Genomic DNA, 17,397 nt, shown 5'->3' on the forward strand with positions numbered 1-17,397 from the left:
AGTTTTTTATTTAATTATTATTCAATATTTTCTTCAGTTCGTCCCATCTCGGATCACTCTCCCGACCATCATCCGAAATCGCTTCCGTACCCTCCTCCATATCTTCGTAATCCTCAAGCTCTTCTGCCGGGGACGAGATGCAGCTATGTTCGTTCAGCACTCCCATCATTTGCTCATTGCATTCACCGGGAGCATGAACTTTCTTCATGGGCAAGCTCAATGCCACAAATTCATAAATGAACCATGAAACATCAATATACCCATCTTCCTCAGGCACTGTGACAAAGTCTTCTTCTTCCGAAAAATCGGAACCCAACTTCACTTTCAAGGCATTGTCTGTATTTACCGGAAGTTCCAGTTCGTCAAGGCAACGGTCACACACAACAGTCACCGCTCCCTCTATATGGAAGTTCAACATATATGCGCCTATCGTCTTTTTCACAGACAATTGGACATTCAGATGTCCTTTCTGGATATCACCAGCATCGATATCCGTAAAAAAACGATCATCAAGCGTGCACTCATATTCACATGAGTCCTGACGCATATCTCTTAACCCTACATTATATATATCAAGCTCTTCCAAGTCGCAATACCCTATAAATCGGGCGACAAAGATACAAATAATAATTCATTTTTTCCAATATAATCCGTTTTTTATTTGTGAAAAATGCTTGCCACCCTACCCATTCCCCTTCATAATGTGCTTGATACACAATCGGAGAAAGAAAAAAAACAATATGAATGTCTGCAAGTTGCCAATTAGTAAGAACTCGTTGAGGTAGAGCTGGAGGAACTCCGCTTTTATGTCATGGTAAGTGTCCAGTATGCTCCTCTTGGCGTTGCTGATGACAATGTGTACCCATGGCAGGACTTTCCCGACACTCCTTTTGTCGTCCGTAACGACGGCATGATGGGAGGATGCCACCCCGTCCTTTCCAAGAGAGGCATAGCTGCTGAACCCGTCCGTGGTCACATCGGCATTCCCGTCCGTTCCTTGCCTAATCTTGCCGGTAATGGTGGAAGCCTTGAAATCATCGATGACCTGCATCTTTATATGCCCGACACTCTTGGGCGTACTGTACTTCTTGGCCGGAGGCGTCTTTGGCAGGCTGCTTTCCGCCATGACAAGGACAGGGGTCTTGCGCTGGCTTCCCCGTCCGCGCTTCAACGGGCAATCTTTCTGTTCTTCGGGCGTTTCCGTGGAGAAGAAGCCCTCGTCAACCTCCATGTCCCCATGGAGAGGGTAGCGTCCGTCGCGCTTGCCCATCACGTCGCGCAGCTTATGCACCATCTCCCATACAGGCTGGTAACGCTTACGGCCAATCTGGCGCTGTATCTCCTTGGTGGATATGGCACGCTTTGTCGCCGTCAGAAGGAACATGGCAGCAAACCAGTCACGAACAGGCAGATGACTGCCTTGCATTACCGTACCGGAACGAAGTTGCATCTCATGTTTGCAATCCATGCACGTCCAGGACTTGTGGCTCGGATTCCAGCTCAGGCGCAAACCGCCGCATTGACTACAGAACAGGCCATGATGCTCACGGAAACGGCGAAGGGCTTCCTCACAGGATGCCTCGTCGGGATATTGACGGTAAAAATCAAGCAGGTTCATAATGCATATGTTTATTGTCTTACGTTTTATATCCTGCATAAAGTGTTCCAAAACATGCCTGTGGGGCAATTTGGCAGTTTAAACTTTGCTAATTTTGTAACATGCGGACATTCATTTAATTGAAATGAAAACATCCTGAAGTTCTTTCTAATCCAAGAAAATGTGTATATTTGCGACTATAATAACCTTGAATATGTGAAATATTAATTAGATAATAAAGGTGAATACGTGAATTATGAGAAGAAAGATATATGATAAACTGTTGGAATGGAAGAAGAACCATAAGGGTGATACTGCCCTTTTGATAGAAGGAGCCAGGCGTATAGGGAAAAGTTATATCGTGGAAGAATTTGCACGCAAAGAATATGAGTCTTACATTCTGGTGGACTTCAGCAAGGTAAATCCTCAGGTAATGGAGTTTTTCAACCTTTATTTGGATGACCTCGACATGCTTTTCATGAATTTGGAACTTTATTTTAGGCGGAAACTTACTCCACGTCAAACAAAAGACGAAGAAGCCCGTTCTTTAATCATATTCGATGAAGTGCAGTTTTGTCCCCGTGCCCGTGCAGCCATCAAGCATTTAGTGGCAGACAGACGTTATGACTATATTGAGACAGGATCGCTTATTTCCATCAAGAAGAATGTAAAGGACATCATGCTGCCTTCAGAGGAACATGCCATCGAAATGTTCCCGATGGACTTTGAGGAATTCCTGTGGGCTATGGGCGATGAAATGCTGATGCCTTACATCCGGATGCGGTTTGACAAACGTCTTCCGATGGAGGCTTTCCACCGCCGGGCAATGGACTATTTCCGGCAATATCTGATTATCGGAGGAATGCCACAGGCTGTACAGAAATATGTGGAAACGCGGGACTTTAAAAAGGTGGATGAAGTGAAGCGCGATATATTGGCTCTTTACCGCAATGACATTCACAAATATGCGGACAATCAGGAAACGAAAGTTGCCGCTATCTTTGAGGAGATTCCGGGGCAATTGCAGAAACACGAAAAGAAGTTTGTCTTATCCGCATTGCAGAGTGAAGCCCGTATGCGTGATTATTCGCAGGCTTTCTTTTGGCTGAGTGACGCTAAAATAATTAACTGTTGTTATAATTCGACCGAACCGAGTATCGGCTTGAAACTGAATGAAGAACGTACAACGCTGAAATGCTATATGGGTGATACCGGGCTGCTCATCAGCCACGCCTTTGACGAACGTGGGATAGTAAGTGCGGACCTTTACCGGAAACTGATGTTTGACAAGCTGGAAGTGAACGAGGGAATGTTGGTGGAGAATATCGTGGCGCAAATACTTCGGGCGGCAGGACACAAACTTTATTTTTTCAGCAACAGTTCCCGAACATCAGCAGATGACCGTATGGAAATTGACTTCCTGATAGCCAAACCTGTAACGACCAGCAGGCATAATATTTCACCCATTGAAGTAAAATCCGGACAGCGCTACACACTGAACTCGTTGAGAAAATGTATAGCCAAATACGGCTCCCAGCTATCCACTCCCTACGTGCTTCACGATAAGGATATGAAAATAGAAAATGGGATTGTGTATCTGCCTTTATATATGACACCGTTGCTTTGAATGACATGGGAAAACAGCTTACATACCAAGAACTATTGGCTGCGTACAACAAACTTCTTAAGGAGAATGAATTTCTTCATAAGGAGGTCGATAGGCTACAGACATTACTAAACAGCAAGGATATTCCTATGACACAGCCCATCATGAAGCAACATTTGTCTTTGGAAGAAAAAGTAAGTGTATTCCGCAATCTGTTCAAAGGACGCGAGGATGTGTTTGCACGGAGATGGCACAGTAGGACAAGCGGAAAATCAGGTTACCAGCCTGTGTGTCGGAACGAATGGGACAGGCAATTGTGTGACAAGAAAAAGTATAAGTGCGCGGAATGTCCCAACAGGTTGTTCAAACCGTTGGAGTATGAGGATATATACCGGCATCTTGAAGGGAAAACCCAGGACGGGCAGGATGTAATCGGTGCCTATGCCATTCTTGCCGACAACAACTGCAATTTTCTGTGTGCGGATTTCGATGACAAGTCTTGCGAACATGGATATAAGAAAGATGTGTTGGCATATGTCGGGGTCTGCAAAGATTGGGATATTCCTTGTTCCATTGAACGCTCCCGCTCCGGAAACGGTGCACATGTATGGATATTCTTTGAACTGCCATTGCCTGCCTCCAAAGCGCGAAGACTGGGATATGCGGTACTAACAGAAGCAATGGAAAGAAACGGACGGATGACTTTCAAATCATACGACCGTTTCTTCCCCAATCAAGATCGGTTGCCAGAGGGTGGTTTCGGGAATCTGGTGGCGTTGCCGTTGCAAGGGAAAGCACGCAAAGAAGGGAACAGCGTATTTGTGGACGAGAATTTTATTATTTACGAAAACCAATGGAACTATCTGCTTCAGATAAAACGGATTCCCGAAACAACAATTGACGCGATATTGGCAAAGCATGGAACGGATTCCGAATTAGGCGAATTGTCCACTACCAGTGAATCCAAACCGTGGGAGACTCCAGTACCTCAGAAAATCACTCCTAATGATTTTCCAGCCAATCTTGTTCTCATACGTTCCAATATGCTATACATCCCTTTGTCGGGATTGTCTGCAAGGGTCATCAATCATCTGAAACGGATTGCTTCGTTCAAGAATCCGGAGTTTTATGCCAGACAAGGTATGCGCTTGTCTATTTACAACATTCCCCGTATTATTTCTTGTGCCGATATGGAAGAAGATTACATTGCCCTGCCTCGTGGATGTGAAGATGCGGTCGTTACTCTTTTGAAAGACAATCAAATCTCGTACCGAATAGAGGATAAAACCAATCACGGGGAGAACGTAACCGTAAGGTTTAAAGGCGAACTTCGTGAAGAACAGAAAGCTGCCATAGCCAGTTTGACAACGCATAATAATGGGATACTGAATGCCACTACCGCATTTGGCAAAACGGTTACGGCTATCGGTTTGATAGCTGAACGGAAAATAAATACGCTGATATTAGTGCATACTAAATCTTTGTTAGACCAATGGAAATCCCGTTTGGAAGAATTTCTGGAAATAGATTTTACGGAAGAAGACCTTCCTAAGAAACGTGGCCGTAAAAAAGCCTTTTCACCGTTCGGTACATTGGACTCTAAGGGAAATTCACTGCGTGGGAAAATAGACATTGCCCTGATACAATCCTGTTTGGAAGACAACGGGGTGAAATCTTTTGTTCGGAATTACGGAATGCTGATTGTGGACGAATGCCATCATGTATCAGCAGTGAATTTTGAACGGATATTGAAGTATGCCAATGCCCGTTATGTATATGGACTGACAGCTACCGCAATCCGCAAGGACGGGCATCAGCCTATCATTTTCATGCAATGCGGCCCTATCCGCTATTCGGCAGATGCAAAAACTCAAATAGCCTCCCAGACATTCACACGTCTGCTTGTTCCCCGTTTCACTTCTTACAGAGAGTTGACAGATGATAGGTCCACTTATGCACGAATGATTCAGAAAATGGCTGAAGATGAAAATCGGAACAATCTTATCATAGACGATGTGCGTAAGGCATTAATGGAAGGACGTTCTCCCATTGTATTGACCAGTCTTACCGCCCATGTCGAAACTTTGGCAAATGCCTTAGCTCTCCATTGCAAGAATATTATTACTCTTATCGGTTCTGAATCGGCAAGAGAAAAACGGCAGAAAATGAAATTGCTACAAAGTATCTCTCCTACGGAACCGCTTGCCATAGTGGCAACAGGGAAATATGTGGGCGAAGGTTTTGACTATCCACGATTGGATACTCTGTTTTTAGCCTTGCCCGTTTCTTGGAAAGGTATCATTGCACAATATGCAGGGCGTTTGCATCGGGAATATCTAGACAAGAAAGAAGTTCGGATTTACGATTACATCGACATTCGCGTACCGATGTGTGATGTCATGTACAAACGAAGACTACGAGGGTATGCTTCTGTGGGCTATCAAATAATGTCCAATGCACCAATGGATTTATTCAACGAAAGCCATAGCATTATTTTTAATGGGCATACATACCAAAATGAGTTCTTCAAAGATTTGTCCCAAGCGAAATATTCGGTGGTTATTTCTGCGACAAAACTTTGGTTTGCCAAACATTCGCCTATACTTGATATACTAAATATACTAAGGAATTTGTCTGCGCGGGGCGTGGAGGTTATCACATTAATCAAGAGTAACTTTGAAAAGGAAGAAAGGCTAAGAGAAATAGGAGTCAGTATCAAGATTAACGACGCATTGGCTATTGATGTTGCAATCATTGACAAATCCTTGGTATGGTATGGCAGTGTCAACTATCTTGGTTACAACACTGATGAAAATAACGCCATACGCATATATAATTTGGCATTGGCAGAGAATGTCTTAGAAGTGCTTTATACTTAACGCTAATTTTTCTGTCGTTAATAGGTGTTATTACGTTTGGGAAACCTTACGTTGAGGGAAGTGTAATTTTCTCTATTTTTCAGAGGAATAGTTTTAGCAGTGAAGGAGAAAAATATTACTTTTGCAAATGAGAAAGGCGTTCATTTGATTGATGCAGAACATAGAAAAATATAGAAGCCCGCTGGTTTCCAAGTCGTTACCTGTCAAACTGACAATCTTTGTAAGTTTCTTGTTTTCAATGAATAAGAAGAATTTATATGTCTTGCACAATGCATTGAGAGGGTAAACGGAAGCCCTATCTGTTCTCCGACAACCGCCAGCGACTGATTGATGCATTTCGTTGCATTGTTACGGGACTTGTACAGAGCCTCAGCATCATCAAGATCCAGATCATACTTTACTAAGTTGAATACATACCGACATCCGGCACGTTCCACCGGTGAAGAATATTCAAGGCAGGTTCCGTAAGAGGAATTACATGGCGATTGTTCGTCTTAATCATGATTTTTCTCAGTTCCTTCTTCTCAAAATTGACATGGCCCCACTGCAATGTCATCACATCCACTACACGGAGTCCACAGGCATGGAAGGCAAAGAAGAACATTTCCAAAAATTCTTTTCTACGAGGTTCAGTACAGGTCTTGTAATATTCAAGCAATGCCGCCATCTGTTCCTTACTGAAACTTTTGCCGTCAAACTCTGCCTCTTCTTCAGAAAGCGATACCTTAGTCACAATGTGCATATCCTGAATCCTTGCAGTGACGGCAGGTTCCATCATGCCCATTTCACAGGCGTATGCACATGCTTTTAATATCGGAGTCAGAGAGTGGTTGATAGCGGCATCACTATTCTGCTTGATTTCCCTGCGCCACGATATATAACTGTCTAACAGCTCCGGAGTCATATCGCCTACATAAATGCTGTCAGAACGATAGGGTCCCTGTCGGGTAGCTCTCAGGAATGTCTGGAATATATTCATGCAGCTCTTTCCGTTTTCATACCGGCTCCTTCCGATTCTGTTTCTTGCATAGTCAGAAAAAAGACGTTCCAATGTAAACTCCACGAAGTCCTTCCCTTGATCACGACGTGCAAGCGGTTTGTCCGCAAGAAAGCCGGATACGACATCAGCGGTTATCTGATTAGGATGTTTTTCGCTATATTCGGCAAGTTGTGAGTCTATACGGTCAACACGTGCCAGCAATAACTGGTTAAGTCGTTTGGATTCACCGCCATGACTTGCACGTATTTCACCCCGTCCCTGATTGCCGTTCTGGTTCCAGTCCGCAACTTTGACAAAGACATTCGTTGTCTTACGGATTACCTGCCTGTTCCAAGTGTATTCCAACTCGACAGGATAGGCTTTTTCCTTGTCAACCACTTTCGGCGTGCGAAGGCGGTATTTGCCCAATGAATATAGTCTTTTCGGTCTTCCCATATGCTTTTCCTCCCAATTCAATATTCATGAGGAGAAGCAAAGGTAATGTATTTTAGACAAACAAACCGCACCATATAACACCATAAAACACCAACGCGACAAACAAATTATCTTTGTTTATCGCGTTGATATTCAATTATTTAACCCGTCTGTAGGCTATTAATATTCTTCCTCGTTGAAAAAGAAGTCTTCTTTGCTCGGATAGTCAGGCCAAATATCTTCAATGCTTTCATATATTTCGCCTTCATCCTCCATTTCCTGCAAGTTTTCAATAACTTCCAGCGGAGCACCCGAACGCATAGCATAGTCAATCAGTTCATCTTTTGTTGCCGGCCAAGGAGCATCTTCAAGCTTAGAGGCCAATTCCAATGTCCAATACATGATATTTAAATTTTAAAGTTTCACATTCTAATTATTGAGCCACAAATGTATAACAAAATATCTCATTTGCAACTTTTATCCCAATAAATTTCATCTTTATTTGTTAAACAGTTCAATCTTCTTGCCAAAATGAACAAATAATCAGACAATCTGTTAATAAAACGTTTTACGTTCCCGTCTATCTCGCATACGCCCTTTTCTTCCAGTTCAAGGATCCTCCGCTCAGCCCGACGGCAAACCGTACGGCACACATGACACAAAGCAGCGTCCCGGCTTCCTCCCGGCAAGATAAATCCCTGCAACGGAGGCAATGACGCATCAATATCATCTATGGCCCGCTCTAAAAAAGCAACATGCTCCGGTGCCACCATACCAGCCACATGCAAATCCGTTTCGTTCTGGTCGGTTGCCAGATAAGCTCCCAAGGCAAACAGGCGATGCTGTATATTGCGCAATTGAACTTCCGTCTCAACATCATCTACAGACACGGCCAGCATACCCAGAAACGAGTTCAGCTCATCTACCGTACCATACGCTTCCAGACGGGCATGAGTCTTCGACACCCTCACCCCACCAACCAGAGAAGTAGTGCCTTTGTCGCCAGTCTTCGTATAAATCTTACTTTTTCCCATATCCGATACAACCTGAAAACTCTACAGAAAGTTCACGATCCGATGCTCTTTTGCCCGTTTTTTATCAAAAAACACAATGCCGATATCATACAGGTCAAAAGTTACTCCCGTGCGCGGATCCCTGACAACACTTTTCCACCACCGTTTCTTCTCGCCATTCAAATATGGCTTCCCTATTATAAAGCATGTATTCGGTCCGGCAAATGGAAGAAGCTCTTCAAATACTTTCTCATAATCCGCCGTATAAGCAATATGAACCAGATCGGGTACAACTCCCTTTCCTGTCAGTTCCTTCACTTTTTCCTGCCAGCTGCCTTCGAGATATTCCACCGCAGGCTTGGCAGACAAGATGCGTTTTACAGCCTCCTGGCACTGTTCTGCAAACGTGTAAACCGACATTTCATTCCGTGCCTCAAGCATATACCTCACACTTATTCCGCTTCCTGTCCCCACCTCAAAAAGAACAGACGGTTGAAGATAGTTCACAAGCCGGAAAAGAAACTTGTCCACTTTCTCACGGTAATGGGGCAAAAAGGCCACAACTCTCCGCAAATGATGCAAAGAGCTATAAGCATAGAAAGGCTGTTGTTCATAAACAACATTTGTTATGAAAAAGAAATCTGACGGAGAATGTACGCCATAGCCTTTCCGGTGGCGGATACGCTTGCACCAGTTCCATCCCCGTAAAATAATATCCCCCATTTCCAAGCAATCATTAAAAGTTATAACTTGGGGCAAAGTTAAAAATTTATGACAGACCAACAGACATCAGAACAAAAAAAATCATCCTGCAACAAACCGCAGGATGATTCTTTATTCAAATAACCTGATTTTAAGCGCGTGACTTGCCCAGTTGTTCGTCCAAATAAAGGATGCCCGCACCGTCACCGCATTTTCTCAACTTCTCAACAATACCTTGCGCAGTAGCTTCTTCTTCCACCTGTTCGCGAACATAGCCCCACAAGAAGTCCTGAGAAGCCTTGTCTTTCTCGCCCGAAGCTACATTGACAAGTTCGTCAATCAGTTCAGAAACATGACATTCATGTTTATATACGTGTTCAAACACTTCCAGCACACTGCCCCAGCCCTGTGGAACAACATCTATTTTATCAACTTTAGCAACGCCTCCACGTTTTGCCACATAGTCTGCCAAGTCATAAGCATGCTGCAATTCCTCTTGCGACTGCTTTCTCATCCATGATGCAAAGCCGTCGAATCCTTCACTCTGCAGATAAAAAGACATTGAAAGATACAAGTTGGAAGACCACATTTCAGCATTGATCTGGTCATTAATCGCGTTCTGTAATTTTTCTGAAATCATAATTGTATGTTTTTTTAATTGTTTAATCAAGATGTACTATACTTCCTACAAACAGAGTGCCAATGAAAATGCAAACTGACAATCTGTCGCGAAATCTCAACAAGAGCGCTGGATCATCCTTGCCTTTCCCCAAAAATAGGGCGATAAACGAAGCTTATCCATTAACCAGGCGATACCCAAGCATCCTGACACTGTTATCGCCAACGATACAGCCAGAAAAAGCATGCCAGAAGAGTCAAACGAAAAAACAGGCACAAGCGGTTTGACAAGCATGGTAAATATAGGAGAAAAAACCAAAAGAATAAAAGTGTTTGCCCCTATAAAATTGGCAGCACGGACAAACCTCTCCGGCAAGCAGCGATACAAAACAAGTGACAAGCTGACAGCCAAATATGTCAGCAAAACACCCGGAACAAGCGCCCTGTCAAGATTCGACATATCAGAGGCAAGCCAGACAAACGGAAGCACAGCCCACAACGACGGCCTGAAAAATGAGCAGAACCCAACAGAAGTGCGCCTTAAAACGGCTCCTGCAAGGAAATAAAAAGCATTAGGCAAAGAAACCACTCCAGCCCATGCAGCCTCTGCCGCATAAAGCAGACCAAGAACGATAAAGAATGAGATCAAGCTTCTCCGGTTACGGAAAAGACGAAATGCTACATAATAGGTCAATCCGCAAACTATCAAAGTATGCAAATACCAATAAGGCCCTACCGGATGCAGGAAAAGCTTCTCCAGCCATACTCCCCACCCCAACTCATCAACGCCGCCACGAACCGGAAGCACGGATGACACAATCACATATCCGCTCTCCATCACTGCATAAGGTATGAAAATCCAGACAATCATCCTGAGAAACGGACGAATTTCCTTTTCCACATTCATCAGATACCCCGATATGATCAGGAAAGCCGGCATATGAAATGTATAGACCAAAGACTTGGCATAAGGATATTTGTCGCCAATGTATGCCAGATGAAACACAATCATCAGCAAGATGAATATGCATTTCAAAAAATCCAGTTCCGCAATTCTGCCTTTCATACAAACATGCCTTTAAAAAAGGCAAAATTAGGAAATAAAAACAGACAAGCAAATGCTTTCCACCCCAAAAAGAAAAGCAAATGTCCGAATATAAGTTCAAAACACAGAGCTACAAGCACAGAACGCTGTGCTTGCACCTCTGTGTTCAATTCTTTCACATTACAGAATACTGATACTGCTCTGGATCGGAGTCATAATGAACGTAAATTCATAATCACCGTAAGGCAGCACATATTCATCAAGCGGCCATGCACCCCAACTGTTTACACATCCCAAGCCCATCTGAGCTTTGTCGATCAGTACATTCGTCAGATCGGCAGGTTTCACCTCGTTCGAATGTTCCTGACGTTTGTAAGGTCCCGAGTCGAGCGAACTGATGGTATAATGCAGAGCAGAAGCCGAGAAAGGAGCCTCTGAAACAAATTCCAGACCGTTGCCCGCATCATTCATCTGCCTCCACCAGCGGATGTCAGTCTTGTTGCCATTTTCCTGCGGACGGATATAAGCATAGAACTGGTCGCTTACATTCTGGTTCCAGATGCCAAGATCCGTACAATGATTGCGGTCGCTGTAATTCTCTATCGGACCACGTCCGTAGAATGAAATCTTCTCGAAAGATTTCGGCATAACCAACTGCATACCGAAACGGAACATCGGAGATACCTTTGCGTTCTTATCCGCCACCATCTTCTGGGTAACCTTTACAGCACCCTGATTGTTGATAACATAAGTCAGATACAGTTTTGTGGCTTCAGAAATGCCTTTCATTGCATATTCAGCAGAAACGGTTACTTGCCCATTAGCCGTTTCATGTTTGATGGATTCCAGCTTAAGCCCCGGATTCAGCCATGCACGGAACCTGTTCTGCAAGTTGGCACCAAAATCGTTATCTGTCGGAGCACGCCAGAAATTCGGTGTCAAAGCTTCACCTTCCTTAATCATATCAACCCCATTCACCGTATACCGATCCATATAGCCGGTATATTTATTGAACTGAATATTGAAATTGCTCCCCGTAATCTCCACACAATTGACGTTGTCCGCATTTACTTCGGGAACTATGGCCACCTCGTTGCTTCCAACCACATTGGGGAAGTCCATCGAAGGCGCCTTGTATTCAGTCAGAGCCAACTGATCCTTTGCCACCACATGACCGGCCGGAATCAGGTTTTCACGATTCTTCTGGATATATCTCACATTCAGCAGCCATTCGCCTTCCCCATCGGCCTGTCCCAAATCCAGTTTTACAGTAGCTGTCTGACGGGGAGCAACATTCAGATTTTCCATACGTCCGCTGCGCACAGCCTTGCCGTCCTTCAGCACTTCCCATTCCATAGCGTATGCCGAAAGGTCACGGAAGAAATTCTCGTTATACACTTTCACTTCACCTTTAGACAAGTCTCCCGGAGTTGTCCAGATGTTCTGATAGTAATAAGCCACTTCATACATGTGCGGATTCGGCTTACGGTCAGGACTGATCAGCCCATTGTCGCAGAAGTTGAAGTCGCTGGCGTCAAAACGGTTGAAATCGCCGCCATAAGCATAGATCATCACCCCGTCCTTGCCTTTCCAGCGGCAAGACTGGTCAACGAAGTCCCAAATGAATCCACCTTGATATTTCGGATATTTGCGTACCAGATCCCAATACTCCTTGAAGCCTCCCTCAGAATTACCCATGGCATGAGCATATTCACACTGAATCAGCGGCTTGGTCTTGCTGTCATCCTCACAATACTTGATACAGTTTTTATAATCATAATACATCGGGCAGAAAATGTCTGTCTTTCCGGTCTGATGCGCCTGCTCATACTGCACCGGACGGCTTGAGTCTTCAGCCTTCACCCAATCATATGCAGCTTCAAAGTTAGGTCCATACCCGGCTTCGTTACCCAATGACCAGAAAATGATGCTCGGGTGATTGAAACTGCGCTGCACATTACGCTGATTGCGCTCCAGATGCGCTTTCTTGTAGGAAGCATTCTTTGCCAGGGTCTTGTCACCGTATCCCATTCCGTGCGACTCGATGTTAGCCTCAGCCACCATATAGATTCCATACTTGTCGCACAGATCATACCAGAAATTATCATCCGGATAATGGCAGGTACGCACAGCATTGATGTTGAAACGCTTCATGATCTGAATGTCCTGAATCATGCGTTCGCGTGAGACATGATAACCGCCGTCGGGATCCATCTCATGACGGTTAGCCCCTTTGAACAGAACGGGCTGTCCATTTACAAGAACCTGAGAGCCTTTCAGTTCAACTTTGCGGAACCCTACTTTGACCGGAATCACTTCGCTCACCTTATTTCCTTCTTTTACAGTTGCGCGCAAAGTATAAAGATAAGGAGTTTCAGCCGTCCATTTATTAGGATTCTCCACATTCATAGTCACCGACACATTCTTGGAACCGTTTGCGGAAGCAGATGCTACGGTTTTGTTCTGTGCATCCAAGAGCTCCAGCTCAACGTTCACATTCCCCTTCAAGCTCAGGTTTACGGCCAGCGAACCATTCTTATACTGGCTGTCCAGATCCGGAGTTATCCGAATGTCGTCAATCCGTTTCTTGTTACGAGTATACAGATAACAGTCGCGAGCTACCCCCGTATAACGGAAAAAGTCCTGATCTTCCAGATATGAGCCGTCACACCAGCGGAACACTTGAAAAGCGATCAGGTTCTTCTGCCCTGCTTTCAAGTAAGGAGTCAAGTCAAACTCAGCTTCCAGCTTGCTGTCTTCACTGTAGCCCACATATTTTCCGTTCACCCAAAGATACATGTTTGAACTGACTGCACCAAAGTGGGCAATGATATCTTTTCCTTTCCACTCGGCAGGAACCATGATTTCGCGCCGATACGAACCCACATGATTCTTTTCGACCGGCACATACGGAGGGTTGCTTTCATACTGGTTCCTCCATGCATAACCCGTATTCACGTAAATGGGATCGCCATACCCGTTAAGCTCCCATACACCCGGAACTTGCAGATCATCCCATCCTTTGTCGTTGAAACCCACTTTCCAAAAATCGGTAGGGCGAGCGTCCGCATTGGCCACCCAGAAGAATTTCCAGATGCCGTTAATGCTCATAAAATTCTCAGAATCTTCCTTTACAGCTTTCCCCGCCTTCTCCAGATTCTCATAAGCGAAAAAGTTTGCATGCATAGGCGCACGATTCACCGCATTGATTTCCGGATCTTGCCATTCTTTGAAACTTTGAGCGTTTGCAGAAAGCAAACAAGCGCCAAAGATGCCTAGAACTAATTGTTTTTTCATGGTTTATAAATAGATGGTTATAAAATATAAAAAATTAAGCGTTGCAAATATAGGACGTTTCCTATTCCCAGCAGGACATTTTTTCGTCATTCAACCACCCAATTCTTGTCATAAGGGACAATAACCCGCGGATTATAATGCATTTCTTCCTTATCAGGTATGCGAATGACATATTCTTTCTTCCCATGATTAGGCAAAGAGAAATCTCTCAGCCAAGGATTCATGTTTCTGAGCAGACTGAAATTTGTTCCCTGCGATTTTGCGAATCTGGGCAGATCTTCAATATGTCCCGTCACTTTCACCGTGTGATAAGGGATAGGAGGATACAAATCGCTTGCCCGCAAACGGAAACCAAACTTCTTGGGATCGGCCAACATTGTTTTCACGGCCAATATCCGATACACATAACGCGCCGTTTCTTCAACCAGATAAAGGTCAAGTGCGTTTTCGGCATACTGCCGGTCCTGCTGCCGCGAAATTCTGCCTTGCCCCGCATTATACGATGCTGCTACCGTTTCCCAGTTGCCGAAGCGGGCATAAGCCTGCTTCAGATACTTACAGGCCGCACGGGTAGCTTTCTCCACATCATAACGTTCGTCCACATGACTGTTCACTTCCAGTCCGAACTCCTTCGCTGTGCCCGGCATGAACTGCCACAGGCCAGCCGCTCCTGCAACCGAACGAGCCAGCGGATTGACATTACTCTCAATCGCCATCAGATACTTGAAGTCTTCAGGAACTCCATATTCTTTCAATATAGGATCGACAATAGGAAAATAACGGTTTGCACGCTTGATGATCTGAAGAGAGGTGCTATGCATATAAGCAAATGCCATCAGTTCACGATCCATCCGCTCACGCCGGTCAAAACGGGTCAGATCAATAGCCGTGCCGCAAAATACAATACTTTCGGGAACTTCTATGCAGCTATACTGCACCACGTCCTGCTCTGAATGCTTTTCATCGCCTGCTCTCGTAAATCCTGACAATGAAAAAATGACAAAAAGAAAAAACAGCATACCGGCGCCTATGTGTAAACAATGAGTATTTTTCATATTTCAGTCAATTTGCAAACTAAAATACGAAATACGGCATAAAAGAACGCTATCTTTTAGCAAAATTTATAAAATCTATCCGGCAAGACACCCGCGAACGGCCGGATCAGTCTTTCAAGGCAAAGCTCCGCAAGATTGTTTCCGGAAGCGCATCATCCGCATCCTTGTAAACAATCGAAACGTAAAACCCGCAACTGCCATCTTTGGCAAGAAGGTAACTGTAGACACAACGGTCAGACCCGCAAATCCCTTTCAGATACACTCCATGGAACTGAGAAAGATCAAAAGACACAACCGGTGTCTGCTTTGTCACCTCATCGTCCGCAGCTATGGCCTTCAGTTCGCCAGCCAGTTCCGCCCGCCTGATGCCTTCACCTTCCAGAAGTTCCACAGTTATATAGTAGGTAGAGTTGCCGACAGCATATCCTTCCGAAGAATCTTCCGCCACAACCATATCGGAGGGAGCCTTAAACGACACATCAAACGAGGTCCACACGACAGACTTCAACTCTTGCGAACGACAAGGGACAGACAGCAGAAAAGCCGCAAGAAGAAAAAGGAATTTACTCATGGCTTTCTTTCCGCTACAACCTTTTTGGCATAAACTTCTTCTTCCGGGTTCACCATCACCCGCACGCTTCCCCCCATGCCCGCATACGGAGAAGTTACAACCGACAAGCTTTCATCCTTCAGCATGGCATCCACGCCGGCGGAAGCCAGCAAGCCCTTTACCAATTCGGCCTCCCAGAGATCCCCTCTGAAAACCTCAACCAAAGAGTCATAATCATTCGCTCTCATAATCCGAAAATTTAATAAACCAAGCAGAGCATATACCCTGCTTCTTATTTTCAAAGATAAGAAAAGTTTTCAAACAATCGCTTCTTCAGGCCGAGTTTTTTCCGTTGCCGGATTACATTTCCAATAAAGCAACATTCTATCAAGTTCTGAAACAAGCTGCCCTTATTGTGTGTTGGAAACTTCTACTTTTCCGACACACAATTTTACGCCATTCCTTTCAATTTTTCGACCAGCAAATGTGCATGGCGAACTGCTTTCGCTTTCATCCGGGCCAGCTCTGCTTCATCATGGCGGCTGGCATACGAAAGGCCTCCGCTATAGATGTAGCCACACCATTGCAGTCCACACAAATCTGCCATTTGCTTATATGCAGGAAGGAAATCATCAATGGGATAGTGCTGCGGACCGTCATACCGGTACATATCTTCGGGTGCACCGGAGGTAAAAGACAGGACAATCTGCTTGCCTTTCAATTTATCTCCTGTGCTGCCATGAGAGAAGCCATGCGTGAAAGTCTGCTCCACCCAGCGGTGCAGAAGCGAAGGCGCACTATACCAGAATAATGGATATTGCAGCACAATAATGTCTGCACGAAGCAGTCGCTCCTGTTCTGCTTTCACGTCAATATGAAAATCCGGATACAGCTTGTCCAGATAGGCAAACTCTGCCTCTGGCAATAAATGCTTTGTTTCTTCCAATATGGTCTTGTTGGCAAACGAATCGTTCAAGTCGGGATGTCCCGACACAATCAAAATCTTTTTCATCTTCTTTTCTTTTTATATTATACCTTATTGCAATCTCTTCCGGAAACACTCTGAGCAGCCGCTTGAACGAACGGTTATTGAAACCTGCTGCCCCATATACATCAGAAAGTTCTGTACTGCTATGCATCAACCGTTCGTATGCCCAATCAAGTTTTTTTGACGAGCCATTTCTCCAGCAACAGCTGTTGTCCACCACATCTTGCGCGACATGCAATATCCCGATACTGGATGTCCTTATGATTGGAGCATACTGATGCAAAAATAATGATTTTCCAGTTCTTCTTTTTGCATTCCGTTCTGTTTTTCTCGTTCAATCCACGGCTCTTTCATTTAAAATAAACCCAATAAGCCTTGCTATTGTTCGGAAAATCATTATTTTTGCACGTTGCGATGCGGGAAGCACCGCTTCCGGTGTTTCTTTTTATCGTTCATATAAAATGATTTTTGCAGGCGGAGATCAAATGCGACAGAGGTTGCTTTTTGATTTCCGCTCTTAAATTTCAGTACGTCGGGACTGTATGATACTGCGTGCAGAACAGACATCGGACAAAGCGCATTTGGAAAAACAAGGCGAAAACTGCAAGCTTGTAGACTGGTATCTTGACGTGC

The 17,397-nt window shown here is 44.6% G+C and carries 14 protein-coding genes and 1 pseudogene; 2 read left to right on the plus strand and 13 right to left on the minus strand.

Features of this window, described 5'->3' with window-relative positions:
• Positions 1-10: 10 nt before the first annotated feature.
• Both NW212_RS00505 and NW212_RS00510 read right to left on the minus strand, forming a co-directional pair.
• Complete coding sequence (locus tag NW212_RS00505) at positions 11-547, minus strand: DUF177 domain-containing protein (RefSeq protein ID WP_258336697.1); 537 nt, start codon at positions 545-547, stop codon at positions 11-13.
• 135 nt (positions 548-682) lie between these two features.
• Entirely contained in the window at positions 683-1,618 is a 936-nt protein-coding gene (locus NW212_RS00510; RefSeq protein ID WP_375337925.1) for an IS1595 family transposase, read from the minus strand.
• A gap of 235 nt (positions 1,619-1,853) precedes the next feature.
• Between NW212_RS00510 and NW212_RS00515 the strand changes: the two genes are divergently transcribed.
• Entirely contained in the window at positions 1,854-3,224 is a 1,371-nt protein-coding gene (locus tag NW212_RS00515; protein WP_258336698.1) for an ATP-binding protein, read from the plus strand.
• 5 nt (positions 3,225-3,229) lie between these two features.
• The gene (locus NW212_RS00520) at positions 3,230-6,082 is read left to right on the plus strand and encodes a DEAD/DEAH box helicase family protein (RefSeq protein WP_258336699.1); all 2,853 of its coding nucleotides are present in this window, start codon (positions 3,230-3,232) and stop codon (positions 6,080-6,082) included.
• 236 nt (positions 6,083-6,318) lie between these two features.
• On the opposite strand, the pseudogene NW212_RS00525 reads toward NW212_RS00520, so the two are convergent.
• The 11 genes and pseudogenes from NW212_RS00525 to NW212_RS00575 all read right to left on the minus strand — a co-directional run.
• Positions 6,319-7,517: pseudogene (locus NW212_RS00525) on the minus strand (tyrosine-type recombinase/integrase); the annotation flags it as partial.
• Positions 7,518-7,676: 159 nt separating this feature from the next.
• Complete coding sequence (locus NW212_RS00530; RefSeq protein WP_002558131.1) at positions 7,677-7,898, minus strand: DUF2795 domain-containing protein; 222 nt, start codon at positions 7,896-7,898, stop codon at positions 7,677-7,679.
• A 62-nt stretch (positions 7,899-7,960) separates the two neighbouring features.
• Complete coding sequence (locus NW212_RS00535; protein ID WP_258336701.1) at positions 7,961-8,530, minus strand: cob(I)yrinic acid a,c-diamide adenosyltransferase; 570 nt, start codon at positions 8,528-8,530, stop codon at positions 7,961-7,963.
• Between the two features lie 21 nt (positions 8,531-8,551).
• Positions 8,552-9,232, minus strand: a complete 681-nt coding sequence (locus tag NW212_RS00540; protein ID WP_258336702.1) for a hypothetical protein — start codon at positions 9,230-9,232, stop codon at positions 8,552-8,554.
• Between the two features lie 130 nt (positions 9,233-9,362).
• Complete coding sequence (locus NW212_RS00545) at positions 9,363-9,851, minus strand: ferritin (RefSeq protein ID WP_258336703.1); 489 nt, start codon at positions 9,849-9,851, stop codon at positions 9,363-9,365.
• Positions 9,852-9,947: 96 nt separating this feature from the next.
• Complete coding sequence (locus tag NW212_RS00550) at positions 9,948-10,895, minus strand: acyltransferase (protein ID WP_258336704.1); 948 nt, start codon at positions 10,893-10,895, stop codon at positions 9,948-9,950.
• Between the two features lie 159 nt (positions 10,896-11,054).
• Complete coding sequence (locus NW212_RS00555) at positions 11,055-14,171, minus strand: glycoside hydrolase family 2 TIM barrel-domain containing protein (RefSeq protein WP_258336705.1); 3,117 nt, start codon at positions 14,169-14,171, stop codon at positions 11,055-11,057.
• An 86-nt stretch (positions 14,172-14,257) separates the two neighbouring features.
• On the minus strand, positions 14,258-15,190 hold the full coding sequence (locus NW212_RS00560) for a lytic transglycosylase domain-containing protein (protein ID WP_258336802.1): 933 nt from the start codon (positions 15,188-15,190) through the stop codon (positions 14,258-14,260).
• Between the two features lie 142 nt (positions 15,191-15,332).
• Entirely contained in the window at positions 15,333-15,797 is a 465-nt protein-coding gene (locus tag NW212_RS00565; RefSeq protein ID WP_258336706.1) for a hypothetical protein, read from the minus strand.
• Positions 15,794-16,024 (minus strand): DUF2007 domain-containing protein, encoded by a 231-nt coding sequence (locus tag NW212_RS00570; protein ID WP_258336707.1) that lies wholly within the window; start codon positions 16,022-16,024, stop codon positions 15,794-15,796. Before NW212_RS00570 ends, NW212_RS00565 begins: the two co-directional genes overlap by 4 nt.
• Positions 16,025-16,227: 203 nt before the next feature.
• The gene (locus NW212_RS00575) at positions 16,228-16,788 is read right to left on the minus strand and encodes an NAD(P)H-dependent oxidoreductase (protein WP_258336708.1); all 561 of its coding nucleotides are present in this window, start codon (positions 16,786-16,788) and stop codon (positions 16,228-16,230) included.
• Positions 16,789-17,397: the final 609 nt, after the last annotated feature.

It is taken from the genome of Bacteroides sp. ET225, from assembly GCF_024733745.1.
GTDB classification, from domain to species: Bacteria; Bacteroidota; Bacteroidia; order Bacteroidales; family Bacteroidaceae; genus Phocaeicola; species Phocaeicola excrementipullorum.

What these genes read in the sequence shown, in the direction of transcription:
- NW212_RS00505 (WP_258336697.1), bottom strand. Translation starts at nt 547, where the DNA reads ATGCGTCAGGACTCATGTGAATATGAGTGCACGCTTGATGATCGTTTT.
- NW212_RS00510 (WP_375337925.1), bottom strand. Translation starts at nt 1,618, where the DNA reads ATGAACCTGCTTGATTTTTACCGTCAATATCCCGACGAGGCATCCTGT.
- NW212_RS00515 (WP_258336698.1), top strand. Translation starts at nt 1,854, where the DNA reads ATGAGAAGAAAGATATATGATAAACTGTTGGAATGGAAGAAGAACCAT.
- NW212_RS00520 (WP_258336699.1), top strand. Translation starts at nt 3,230, where the DNA reads ATGGGAAAACAGCTTACATACCAAGAACTATTGGCTGCGTACAACAAA.
- NW212_RS00530 (WP_002558131.1), bottom strand. Translation starts at nt 7,898, where the DNA reads ATGTATTGGACATTGGAATTGGCCTCTAAGCTTGAAGATGCTCCTTGG.
- NW212_RS00535 (WP_258336701.1), bottom strand. Translation starts at nt 8,530, where the DNA reads ATGGGAAAAAGTAAGATTTATACGAAGACTGGCGACAAAGGCACTACT.
- NW212_RS00540 (WP_258336702.1), bottom strand. Translation starts at nt 9,232, where the DNA reads ATGGGGGATATTATTTTACGGGGATGGAACTGGTGCAAGCGTATCCGC.
- NW212_RS00545 (WP_258336703.1), bottom strand. Translation starts at nt 9,851, where the DNA reads ATGATTTCAGAAAAATTACAGAACGCGATTAATGACCAGATCAATGCT.
- NW212_RS00550 (WP_258336704.1), bottom strand. Translation starts at nt 10,895, where the DNA reads ATGAAAGGCAGAATTGCGGAACTGGATTTTTTGAAATGCATATTCATC.
- NW212_RS00555 (WP_258336705.1), bottom strand. Translation starts at nt 14,171, where the DNA reads ATGAAAAAACAATTAGTTCTAGGCATCTTTGGCGCTTGTTTGCTTTCT.
- NW212_RS00560 (WP_258336802.1), bottom strand. Translation starts at nt 15,190, where the DNA reads ATGCTGTTTTTTCTTTTTGTCATTTTTTCATTGTCAGGATTTACGAGA.
- NW212_RS00565 (WP_258336706.1), bottom strand. Translation starts at nt 15,797, where the DNA reads ATGAGTAAATTCCTTTTTCTTCTTGCGGCTTTTCTGCTGTCTGTCCCT.
- NW212_RS00570 (WP_258336707.1), bottom strand. Translation starts at nt 16,024, where the DNA reads ATGAGAGCGAATGATTATGACTCTTTGGTTGAGGTTTTCAGAGGGGAT.
- NW212_RS00575 (WP_258336708.1), bottom strand. Translation starts at nt 16,788, where the DNA reads ATGAAAAAGATTTTGATTGTGTCGGGACATCCCGACTTGAACGATTCG.